Here is a 13008-nt window from a genome sequence, read left to right on the forward strand (position 1 = left end):
GAGGCTGCTTTTAAGATATCTTAAAAAATGAAAAGGGTACGCAAAATAATCGCGCAGGTTTTTAATGAGATATTTTGTTATTAAATAGGGCTTTCAAGATCATTCATTTAACGTAGCTTTGATAAGCCAACAATTATAAATGTTTATGAGACACCTGATTTTTTTGCTTGCTTTGGTGCTTGCCGCTCAATTTGTACGCGCTCAACCTTCTCCTGTTAAGGTGAAAGAGGGATTGGTACAAGGAACTTTTGAAAGCGGCCTTACCATTTATAAAGGCATTCCTTTTGCCAAGCCTCCGGTAGGAGAGTTGCGTTGGCGTGCTCCGCAACCCGCCGCAAAATGGAATGGTGTTCGGCTGGCCGATAAATTTGCGCCGGAGCCTATGCAGGGTGGCAACCCCGTTTCAGGAAAAAGTGAAGATTGCTTGTATCTGAACGTTTGGACGCCGGCTAAGTCGCCTGCAGACAAAATACCCGTGCTGGTGTGGATATACGGCGGTGCTTTTAACTTTGGGGGAACTGCCGAACCATCTTATAACGGGGAAAAGCTGGCAAAAAAAGGTGTGGTGCTGGTAAGCATTGCCTACCGGGTAGCACAGCTAGGGTTTTTGGCGCATCCCGAATTGAGCGCCGAAAACCCCAATCATGTTTCGGGAAATTATGGCCTGCTGGATATGATCGCGGGCCTTAAATGGATCAGGGAAAATATTGCTGCCTTTGGCGGTGATCCTAATAAAGTCACTATTTTTGGTGAATCGGCAGGGGGTATCGCGGTAAGTATGTTATGTGCAAGCCCGTTGGCTAGAGGCCTTTTCCATGGTGCAATCTCCCAAAGCGGCGGCTCATTCGGCCCTACACGTAATATAACTTATCCGGGCGAAAATATGAAAAGTTTGCCTGTTGCGGAAGCTGCCGGCGCAGCATACGTTAAAGATGCCGGCTTTACTTCAATTGCCAATTTGCGAAAGATAGATGCAGATAAACTGCCCCAGGTACGTGGATTAGCCTGGCCTGTTATAGATGGCCGGGTAATACCTGGCGACCAGTATAAACGTTATGAAGAGGGGAAATATAACGATGTACCTGTCCTGGTAGGTTATAACTCCGACGAGGGCGCTAGCTTTTCGCCTCCAAAAACTCCGGAAGATTATGTTGCCGCGGTAAAAGAACGCTATGGTAAGTTTGCTGATGAACTTATTAAAGCTTATCCGGCCGGCACCGATAATGTTGCTAAAACTGCCCGTGATTTGATGCGGGATGCCGCGTTTGGCTGGCATACCTGGAGTTGGGCAAGGTTACAGTCAAAGGGTAAATCGAAGGTTTTTTTTTATTATTTTGATCAGCATCCCGATTATCCGGAAGGTTCGCCCCGTGCAGGATATGGATCGCCCCATGGACAGGAAGTAACTTATGTATTTGGTACGCTGGATACCTCGAGTCCGCAAACTACTAAAACAGACCTGGATATTTCAGATGCGATGGGCACGTATTGGACAAATTTTGCGAAGTATGGCGATCCAAACGGGTCGGGAGAGCCTAAATGGCCCGCTTTTAGCGATGCTAATCCTGTTGTTATGTACTTTTCGCAAACTGTACATACCGGCCCCGTACCGGGCGCCACATCGTTAAAGGTGTTGGATGGTTATTTCAAGTGGAGGCTTTCACCCGATGGCGAAACCAGGATTAAATAACATTTGGCATTATGAAATCGTTCCGGTGACTAAAACTTTACCTGGTGCCGTTTAATGAAAACTTATTTCTGGGCCCTTATAACACTCAGGGTTTGTTGGGTAATACCTAAATAGGAAGCGATATGCCCAAGCGGCACCCGCAATAAAATATTTGAATAATTGTCTATCATCGACTTGTACCGTTGCTCTGCAGTTTGGAACTGTAGCGAAAAAAGTTTGTCCGAAAATTGTTTTATCGTCTCGACCGCTACAATAAAAAAGAAATCTTTGAATGCATCGATATTATTAACTAAAGCATTAAATTCCGTAAAGTGCATAGTCCTCAATGTAGTGTCTTCAAGAACCTCCCTGCCATAAGGATCTATTTTGTTAAAATAAACACTCTCCAACGACATTGTAAAGGCATTTTCGTCAAAAAAGAAATGAGTGATATCCTTTCCGTCTTTGTTATAAAATGTCCGGATCATTCCCTTTTCAATAAAATGAACTTTTTGCGACCGGTTACCGGGGTCTGCCAGTATAGTCCCTTTAGGATAAAACTCCCGCTTGAAAGCGGCATCAATTACACTGCTTTCTTCTGCATTGAACTTTATTTTACTATTCATGTATTGGGTCAATTCCATATACTCTTTGAAGGGGGAATATTATAACTAATTGAAGGCCAAATATACTACATAAGTATAAGTTGGTACCGGAAATTTGTCAATTTGAACATTTCGTGCCCTATTTATTCACTTTTGTACCCGTTCATCCATCTTCCCTGTCTATATTTTTGGCTGCCCGATCAATAAACCTGAGCGCATTTTCAAATTAACGATAACTGTTTTTTTGTTTCCGGATAAGAAACGAAAGCACTGTTATTGAAACGAAGATCGTATTGTTAGCTATCGTTTTTTATGGCCGGGAATAAATACAATTAATTACCAATTATATAATCTAATACAAGCATATGAATGAACCTGGATGTTGCCGATGATGTAATCAGGCTGCTATATGGGTCTGTTACAGCCGCAATAGTCTGTGCGTATTTCATTTTTATCGCTTTTTACAAGAAACCAATTTTACATTCAATATGAGAACATTAAACTATTTTTTCGGTATCGCTATCATTCTGGTGGCGTCGGGATGCCACAAACAGGAAACTCCCGGTTCGGCCGTTAAGCCGCTTGCTAAAACCAGTAAAAAGACGTTGACTGCAACCAGTTATCCGAGTTACAACGTTTCGCCACTTCCGCCCGATCAAACAGGGATGACCAGTACGGCAGCTCAACTCGCTGCAAATATGACGTTAGGGTACAACATTGGCAACACAATGGAAGCAGTAAATAATGAAAACGGATGGGGAGCCCCCAACATTACCCAGGCCCTAATTGACAAGGTAAAACAAAGCGGTTTTAACGCGATACGGATTCCTTGTAATTGGAATTGGTCACATGTGCCGGATTCAACAACTGCAAAAATAGACCCGGCCTGGCTCGCCCGCGTGCAGCAGGTTGTGCAATACTGTGTTAACGACGGTTTGTATGTAATATTAAATATACATTGGGACGGTGGATGGTTGGATGCCAATATTACAACCACAGCGCAGGCTGCAGTTAATGCCAAACAAAAGGCACTTTGGGAGCAAATTGCAACCCAAATGCGCGGTTTTGATCAACACCTGATTTTTGCCAGCGCTAACGAACCTCCCGCTTCAGATGCCACAGGGATGAGTATTCTGCTTTCTTATCATCAAACTTTTATCAACGCTGTCAGATCAACCGGCGGGCACAACAGTTACAGAACCTTGGTTGTCCAGGGGCCAAGTACAGATATTACAAAAACAAACAACCTGATGAACACCCTTCCCTCAGATCCGGCATCCAACCGTATGATGGTTGAAGTACATTACTATACCCCTTACAATTTCTGTTTGATGGACGGAGACGCATCTTGGGGTAACATGTTTTATTATTGGGGGGCGGGATATCACTCCACCACCGATCCTACACGCAACGCCACCTATGGGGAGGAGTCGGACCTCAATGGATATTTCCAATCGATGAAGACGAAGTTTGTTAACCAAGGCATCCCGGTTGTAATGGGAGAATTTGCAGCAGGGCGCCGATCTCTTACAGGAGATGCTTATGATCTCCATATTGCCTCAAGGGCTTATTGGTATAATTATACTGTGCACCAGGCACTGGCAAACGGCATGCTTCCATTTCTTTGGGATACAGGTTATATCATTAACAGGTCTACGTATGCTGTACAAGATCAACAGCAATTAGCGGCGCTTGTGCAAGGAACACAGACTGCCGCTTCATCTGCAATTCAGGTTGGAAGTGTGTATCAGATTGTAAACAGATTCAGTTTTAAAGCTTTAGAGATTGGCGGCTGGGCAAGTGCTAATGGGGCAACGGCGGGTCAATGGGATTATTTAGTCGGACAAAACCAGCAATTTAAGGTGCAAGCCGGGAGCAGCGGGCACTATCTGTTAACGCCTATGCATGCCAGCGGAAAGTGTTTGGAAATTTATAATTGGTCTGGCTCCAACGGAGGTATCGCAGACATATGGGCTTACTCAGGTACAGGCGGTAATAATCAAAATTGGATAATCCAGGCCACCGATAACGGATACTTTAAAATTGTAAATGTAAATAGCGGAAAAGCGCTGGAAGTTGTTTCATCTTCAACAGCGACTTCGCTTAGAAATGGTACTGCCGTTGATCAATCGGATTACACCGGCGCCAAAAATCAGCAATGGGGATTTGTGAAAATATAAACTGGTACGAACAAATTTAAACAACCTGTTAAAAAAAATGCTGTTAGCCCAGAAAAAAAAACATTTAAGATATCACAATAAAGTTGTGATTTAGTTGAAGAAAGGCAGGTTAACGCGTCCGGGGTGCGATACGGACGCGTTTTTTTAAGAGATCACAATAATACTGTGATTGTAATTAAAAAAAGACAGGTCAAATGCGTCCGGGGTGAGATACGGACGCATTTTTATTTTAATAACTCATCCTTTGAAAATCGGCGTAAAAATTGAATCATGTCTGCTCATTATACAACATTTGTGCTACCTTAGTGTACTAACTTTATAAAAGTTAATCTGTTGATTTTGGGCTTTCAATAATGATCTCCATTCGCATAAAATATTATTTTTTACTTACAGTTACTTTAATTTTCGGATACGTAAATGTTTTTGGACAAAGCAGTCAGTACCGGTTTTCACACCTCGATATAAGTAACGGGCTTTCACACAACCAGGTTAATTGTATATTTAAAGATTCTAAAGGTTTTATGTGGTTTGGCACTGCATCGGGCCTTAATCGTTATGACGGCTATACTTTTAAAGTATTTAAGCGCGATGGCAATAATAAAAATTCAGTTAGTGACGATTTTATTTACAGGATTTTTGAAGGCCCTGATAAAAAATTATGGATACTAACCCGTAGTGGATATTGTTTTTATGATCCTGAAACGGAACAGTTTAACGGTGATATGCGGCCGTTGCTTCATTCATTAAAACTTCCTGCTTATCCCCACGTCTCTAAAATATTGCGGTCTGGCTCAACAGACTTTTGGTTTTTGTTCCCCGATTCAGGTATTTACAGATACAATGCCATAAGCAAGCAAACAAAACACTATTTTCATAGCAATCGTTCCACCCCGTTGTTATATTCAAGTTCCATTGCAGACATCACTACCGATGCTAAAGGCAATGTATGGATAGTTTATAGTAATGGCATAGTGGAGATGTTTGATATTAAACTTAATAAAATTAGCTACCATACGGATGCCTTTAATAAGGCAACAAATTATAAAAGCGGGGATTATTCTTTAATGGTAGATCGCGACAATGATTTGTGGCTTTACGCATTTTATAAGGAATCTGGTATATTTTACTACAGCCCTTCAACAGGGGTTGTGCGGCATATTGATAAGGAATCGGCCGGGGCAAAGTTAAATGCGAAGGTAATTACCAGTATTGTTGAGGCCGATGATGGCCTGATATGGATTACCGCTGACCATGGGGGCATAAATGTACTGGACAAAAAGGATTTCAAAATTACTTATCTGCTAAACCGGGAAGATGACCCCACATCATTAAGGGAAAACAGTGTATTCCTCTATAAAGATATCTTCGGTATTATGTGGGCGGGTACTTTTAAAAAGGGAGTAAGTTATTATCATAAAAATATCATCAGGTTTCCGCTCTATAGGCATTTTGCCTCAGATCCTGGTAGTTTAAGTTTTAACGATGTTTACAAATTTATAGAAGATAAGCACGGAAACCTCTGGATTGGCACCAATGGGGGCGGCCTGATTTATTTTAACCGCACAACAGGTAGGTTTACACAATATAAACATGATCCGGGAAACACAAATAGTCTGAGTAATGATATTATTGTTGACTTATGTGTTGGTTATGACCAAAAACTATGGATAGGAACCTATTTTGGTGGTCTGGACTGTTTTGATGGAACCAAATTTACCCATTACAAACATGATGATAAAGTAACCACCAGTATAGCTGATGACAGGGTTTGGAGTGTTCTGGAAGATTCGTCGCACCGTTTATGGATAGGGACGTTTGCCGGAGGTCTTGAAATTTTCGACCGTTCAAAAAAAATATTTTATCATCCTTTTAAACAGAGTGAAATCAGGTCTCCGATGATAACAGCAATGTTTGAGGATAAGCGTGGCAATATATGGACCGGAGGATATTTTGGTGTAGATGTAATACTGAAAAATGGGAAAGGGGTAACTCATTACATCTCAAATGGCAGTGACGCAAATAATTTAGTAGACAATAATGTAAACAGCATTAACGAGGACAGCCGTGGTTTGATGTGGATAGCGACATCAGGAGGGTTGAGTGTTTTCAATCCAAAGACAAATAATTTTACATCGCTGACAAAAACAAATGGGCTCCCGGCAAATTCAATATCGAAAACGCTGGAAGATAACAAAGGAACGATGTGGGTGAGCACCTCAAATGGGTTAAGCCATGTCACCTTAACACCGAAGGGTAACGGTTTTAGTTTTCATTTCGAAAACTTTGACGAAACGGATGGCTTGCAAGGCCGTGAATTTAATATGAATTCCGCTTTAAAAACACGCAGTGGCGAATTGATATTTGGAGGTGTTGACGGCTTTAATATTTTTGACCCTAAAAGCTTAGGACCCAACGTTAATAAGCCACAATTGATATTTACCGATTTTCAGCTTTTCAATAAAAGTGTATCAGCCAACGAGGCTATTAACGGGCATGTGGTACTATCAAAAGTAATATCGTTAACAAACAACATTGTACTTAATCATAGCGAAAATATCTTCTCGATAGAATTTGCCGCACTTGATTTTTTCAATCCCGGAAAAGTAAAATATCAGTATATGCTGGAGGGATTTGATAAAGGTTGGGTAAATGCGGATAATAGAACACGAAAAGCCAACTATACTAACCTTGATGGGGGGGATTATGTATTTAAGGTGCGGGCATCCAATTCCGGTGGTGCATGGAATCCCAATTATATTTCGTTAAAGATCAAAATATTGCCGCCATTTTGGAAATCAACTTTTGCATATGTTGTCTATGTGGTACTGTTTCTGGGCATCCTTTTGCTTATCCGGCAACGCGGTATACAAAAAATAAGAAGGCAATTCGCAGCTGAACAGGAAAAGCAGGAAGCAAAATTACTGATAGAACAGGAGCGCCAGGAAGTTAAACGTATGCAGGAGCTTGACCAGCTGAAAACTAAATTTTTGACGAATGTAAGCCACGAATTCAGAACGCCCCTTTCGCTGATCATGGCGCCGGTTGATAAAATGCTTACCCGTGCCGATCAGGAACAGAAACAGCAGCTGAGCATGATAAGAAAGAATGCCAGGCGATTATTAAACCTGGTAAATCAGCTGCTTGATTTTCGTAAGATGGAAGTTCAGGAGTTGAAATTGCATAGCAAGCCCGGCGATATTGTGAAGTTCATCAGCGAAATAAGCATGTCATTTACAGATATAGCCGAAGAAAAAGGGATTGATTTTGTCTTTGATACCTCGATTGACTCGTTGTTTACCAGTTTTGACCACGATAAGATAGAAAGGATATTGTTTAACCTGCTATCAAATGCCTTTAAATTTACGCCGTCGGGCGGCCAGGTAAGCGTTTTGCTCAATGTAGATGGGAAGACTGCCGACGCCCCGCTTGAGATTAAGGTGATTGATACAGGTATTGGCATTCCGCTTGAAAAACAAAGTAAAATTTTCGAGCGTTTTTTTCAACACGATATTCCTGAGTCGATGATCAATCAAGGCAGCGGCATTGGCCTGGCAATTACACATGAGTTTGTGAAGATGCATGGAGGAGAAATAACGGTTGAGAGTGAGCCAGATCACGGCAGCTGTTTTATCATTAAATTGCCATTTATTGTTTATGCTGGGTTAGAAACGGATGTAGTAGCCGTCGACGAGGCTGATATCGGGAATCCGGGTGAAGACAGCCACAGTGAAATTAAAGCCGTACCCAAACAGCAACGGGCAAATAAAAAGCCGGTGGTTCTTTTAGTTGAGGATAACGATGATTTTCGTTTTTACCTGAAGGACAACTTAAAAGATATATTCTTTTTAATCGAAGCTTCAAACGGAAGGGAAGGCTGGCAAAAGGCCCTTTCGCAACATCCGGATATTATTGTAAGCGATATCAGCATGCCCGAGATGACAGGAATTGAATTATGCAAAAAACTAAAGAATGATAAACGTACATCGCACATTCCCGTTGTTTTGCTAACCGCATTAACGGGTGATGAAGAACAAATAAAAGGTTTGGAAATTGGTGCTAATGATTACATGACAAAACCCTTTAATTTCGAAATACTTCTTTCAAAAATCAAAAACATCTTAACCCTTCGGGATACCTATAAGCGGACGTACAAAAAGCAAATGGACGTGCAACTGCAGGAAACGCCTTTACAAAACGAAGATGAGAAACTGTTAAGGAGTATTGTTGAATATATAGAATCGAATATATTAAACGAAAGCCTTTCGGTAGAAGAATTGAGCCGCAAGATGAACATGAGCCGCGGATCGTTATATAATAAGGTGTTGGCGCTTACCGGCAAATCGCCGGTTGAATTTATTCGTTCCATCAGACTAAAAAAAGCGGTGTATTTACTGGAGAACAGTCAAATGACAATCAGCCAGATTTGTTATGAAGTCGGCTTCAATACCCCTAAATATTTTACAAAACTATTCAAGGATGAGTATAAGACTCTTCCTTCTGCCTATATCAGTTCTATTCGCCCAAAGAAACTGTCGGAAACAGAAAATAACGAATAACGCCTTTCATAAACAAATACTCCCGAAACGAGCAGTTGGTAATCATGCAGAGATGACTGTTTAAAAGTACTGCCTGGCGCGCCAACAGGATGATAAAGCATCCCGCTATCGGCTTTGCAATGTTAACTTTTAATCCATATAAGTTGGTGTGCAGCCATATCGCACGGACTTGTCCGTATTTAAGTTTTGTACTTGCTTATTATAAACTGAATTCCTTTGTCTAAACTTTTACTTCATTCATTGTAGCTAAGTTTTAGCTTACCACGATCAGATAGTATTGCGGCTGCGGGGCTACAATACCGGATTAACGTATTTATGATGCCGGGTATATGGAATTATCCACTAAGTTGGCGGTTTTTCAAGGTATTTAATCCAAATCAGGTTGTTTTTGTTGTTTAAGTATCTTGTTTTCAGTTTGTTATATTTCATTGAACATTTGGTCTATATTTTTAGTCAACTCTGCCGCCCCTCCCTTTTTCAGTTATCATAGCTTCACTCTCAGGAATACAAGGTCGATGCGGCACGTTTAAATATGCCGTTTTTGAAAAGAGTTCCACCAATTATTAATAGAACCAAGAGTTAATTTATTTTTTTCCTTAGCAAGCAGGTGTCTGACTGTGTTTAGATTTTTTACTGATAGCTCGTGCGCAACTAGTGTGCAGGAACTGACAGTGAATTAGGTTTAAACGGATCTTTTTTGGCGGTTGTTTGTCGGGGTTAATTATTAAACAAAGCAAGTATGAGTAAAAATTAAAGCCAATTAATTACTAACCAAAGAACAATGAACCAATTATCAAACCTTAAAATCCTTTTAAAAGATGGATAAAAATTTACAAAAGAGAGTGAAATACCAGATTTCATTAATTATCACGGGCATATTCCTTTATTTTTCTGCCCATGCACAAACGGTAAATATCACCGGGAAAATAACAAGTGCAGACGATGGTCAGCCAATTCCGGGAGTAAGCGTTAAAATTAAAGGCACAGGCCTCGGCACTATATCCAGCGCTGATGGTAGCTACAATATAGCCGCTGAACCGGGCAAAGTGCTTGTTTTTAACTTTTTAGGCTTTGCGAAACGGGAGATAACTGTTAAACAAGCCGGAGCAATTAACGTGAAGCTCAATTCAACATCCAGCAATTTGAACGAGGTAGTCGTTATCGGTTATGGTAAATCGCGAAGGCCAGATGTAACGGGCTCTATCAGTTCAATAACTGGTACCGAATTGCGCCAAACACAGCCCACTACTTTTGACCAGGCCCTGCAAGGAAAAGTTGCCGGTGTAGTAGTGCAACAGATATCAGGTCAGCCCGGTGGTGGCGTATCTATTCAAATACGTGGTGTGTCGTCAATATCAGGCGCCAATGCGCCATTGGTTGTTATAGATGGTGTTATTATTCCGCCAGCTACCGACCCTGGTCACGGTTCCAATCCCTTAAGTGGTATCAATCCTAACGACATCGAATCGCTCGACGTATTGAAAGATGCATCTGCAACTGCCATATACGGTTCGCAGGCTACCAATGGTGTTATCGTTATTACCACAAAAAGAGGTAAAGCAGGGCGGCCAACAGTAAATTACGATTTTTATACCGGTTACCAGGAGATTCGTAACAGGCTCCCTACCGTGGACTTACAACAGTTGGCAACATTTTTGAATGCCCGCGCACAAGTTTGGGGCTACGGTACAAGGCCGGAATTAGCCAATCCGCAATATTTAGGTAAAGGTACCGACTGGCAAAGTGAATTATTCCGTAAAGCGCCGATGACCAATCATACACTTTCTGTAAGCGGAGGCGATGAAAAAACCCAATATTATATATCGGGGTCTTATTTCAATCAGCAAGGTATAGCGCTTGGATCTGCTTTCAAAAGATACTCAGTACGTATAAACCTGGACACTAAAACTACCAAATGGTTAAAATTAGGAACCAGCCTTCAGTTTTTTCGTGTTTATGAAAACACAGTTGCCACTGATGGCGGTGTAATTGGCCAGGCGTTAAGCTTGACACCCGATGTTGCGGTAAAAAACGCCGATGGTTCCTATGGTGGCGTTACCACCTCGGATGGTTGGGTACCACCTGTTGCAAACCCTGTAGGCATAGCCAACCTTACAAAAAACGAATCTGCAAGATACGAGGCGTATACCAACGCTTATGCAGAAATACAGTTTACAAGGGATCTGTCATTCCGTACAGAAGTATCTGGTAACTTCACATTTGGCACCCACGATACTTTTAATCCGGTTTATTCATTTGGTACAGCAACAAACAATGCCTCCAACACCGTTAGCAATGCCAGCTCGGATATTAATCACGACTACTTCACCACATGGCGCCAATATTTAACTTTTAACCATAATTTCAAGAAATCTAAATTCAGTATTTTAGGAGGGCACGAAGCAAATACAGATTATTACGAAAAGGTAAGTGCTTCGGGTAAAAATTTCGTTTCAAATAATGTGCATGTTATTAGTGCTGCTGATCCTACTCTAACGACCCCACCCGGTGGCGATCGTGGTCCTGGTAGCGCATCGGAATCTTATTTCGGCCGGGTTAATTTTTCCTGGGATGATAAATATCTGATCACCGGCAACCTGCGCAACGATGGCTCTTCAAATTTTCCGGTTGACCATAATTGGGCTGTTACCTATTCAGGAGCATTTGCCTGGAAAATTAATAACGAGGCGTTTTTAAAAAATGTAAAATCTATAGATGAATTGAAACTGAGACTTGGTTATGGGCTTACCAATAACCAGGGTATACCGGGCAATACCTATGCAACCCAACTTACAACAGTTCCTACCGGTTTATCAGGTGTTTCGCAGTTTCAAAGCAATTTGGCAAATCCAGACGTAACCTGGGAAAAAACAAATTATTATAATGCCGGAATTGACGCAACGTTTTTTAATGGCCGCATAAACTTGTCATTCGATGCTTACGACCGCGAAACAAACGGGCTTTTATTAAAAGTCCCGCTTCCTGAATTTAGCGGTACTACCTCTGGTTGGTCGCCGGGGGCCATGGATGCACCTTATGTAAACGTTGGCTCTATCCGCAACAGAGGGTTTGATTTTCGTATTAGCACTACTAATACCAATATCAGAAACTTTTCATGGAAAAGTGATTTTACCTTTTCACGGAATGTGAACACAGTACTTAGTTTAGGTTCTGGCGGAAGTGATGCCAGCTTAACTACCTCTGTTCAAAAAACCGTAGTAGGGCAGGCAATAGGCGAATTTTACGGCTACATATATGATGGCATATTTGCAAAGCCAAGTGATTTTCAAAACCATGCCCGGAGTGCTGATCAAAGCGGAAAACCTTATCCAATTACTCCTGCTTATGGCGGTATCTGGTACGGCGACCGTATGTTTAAGGACCTGAATGGTGATGGTATTATCGATACCAGAGACCAAACTTTCCTGGGCTCACCTCTCCCTAAATTCCAATATGGGATCAACAATTCATTTACCTACAAGAATTTCGGCCTGAATATCTTCTTCAGTGGTAGTTATGGCAACAAAGTTTATAACCAATTGGCTGTATCACAAACCAGTTCACAAAATAACACATCCTATTTTGTCCAGGTATTAGATTACGCGAAATATGCAATGGTAAATCCACAAGGTTCGTCATCTGATATTAACAACGTGTATATTTCAAACCCAAATACATCGGTTGTAGGTTTAAGACAGGATAATGTCACCAATTATAATAATCGTCCTTCTACTTTGTGGATCGAAGATGCTTCATTCCTGCGTTGTAAAAATATCAGGTTAGATTACAGTTTGCCAGAAAGCATGTTGTCGAAAGTATTCTTGCATTCACTCCGTGTATACGCTAATGTATCCAACGTATTTGTAATCACAAAATATAAAGGGATGGATCCTGAAATTGGTACATGGAATCCCCTTCAGGGCGGTGTGGATGGTGGTAACTATCCTTTACCACGCGTATTTACTATTGGTGCAAGCCTAACCTTTAACAAATAAAAT

5 protein-coding genes are annotated in these 13008 nt (G+C 41.3%); 4 read left to right on the forward strand and 1 reads right to left on the reverse strand.

Going from position 1 to position 13008, the window contains the following annotated elements; all coding sequences use genetic code 11:
• The first annotated feature begins 145 nt into the window (after positions 1-145).
• Positions 146-1690 carry a carboxylesterase/lipase family protein gene (locus AC1DXF_RS06055; RefSeq protein ID WP_477447147.1) on the forward strand — a complete coding sequence of 515 codons (1545 nt, stop codon included), beginning with the start codon at positions 146-148 and terminating at the stop codon, positions 1688-1690.
• A gap of 62 nt (positions 1691-1752) precedes the next feature.
• On the opposite strand, the gene AC1DXF_RS06060 is transcribed toward AC1DXF_RS06055, so the two are convergent.
• Complete coding sequence (locus tag AC1DXF_RS06060; protein WP_477447149.1) at positions 1753-2295, reverse strand: Crp/Fnr family transcriptional regulator; 543 nt, start codon at positions 2293-2295, stop codon at positions 1753-1755.
• 467 nt (positions 2296-2762) lie between these two features.
• Between AC1DXF_RS06060 and AC1DXF_RS06065 the strand changes: the two genes are divergently transcribed.
• The 3 genes from AC1DXF_RS06065 to AC1DXF_RS06075 all read left to right on the forward strand — a co-directional run bounded on the left by AC1DXF_RS06065 (position 2763) and on the right by AC1DXF_RS06075 (position 13005).
• Positions 2763-4454 carry a cellulase family glycosylhydrolase gene (locus AC1DXF_RS06065; protein WP_477447151.1) on the forward strand — a complete coding sequence of 564 codons (1692 nt, stop codon included), beginning with the start codon at positions 2763-2765 and terminating at the stop codon, positions 4452-4454.
• Between the two features lie 353 nt (positions 4455-4807).
• Positions 4808-9010 carry a hybrid sensor histidine kinase/response regulator transcription factor gene (locus AC1DXF_RS06070; RefSeq protein ID WP_477447153.1) on the forward strand — a complete coding sequence of 1401 codons (4203 nt, stop codon included), beginning with the start codon at positions 4808-4810 and terminating at the stop codon, positions 9008-9010.
• Between the two features lie 818 nt (positions 9011-9828).
• Positions 9829-13005, forward strand: a complete 3177-nt coding sequence (locus AC1DXF_RS06075) for a SusC/RagA family TonB-linked outer membrane protein (RefSeq protein WP_477447155.1) — start codon at positions 9829-9831, stop codon at positions 13003-13005.
• Positions 13006-13008: the final 3 nt, after the last annotated feature.

It is taken from the genome of Mucilaginibacter sp. P2_A5 (assembly GCF_056404995.1).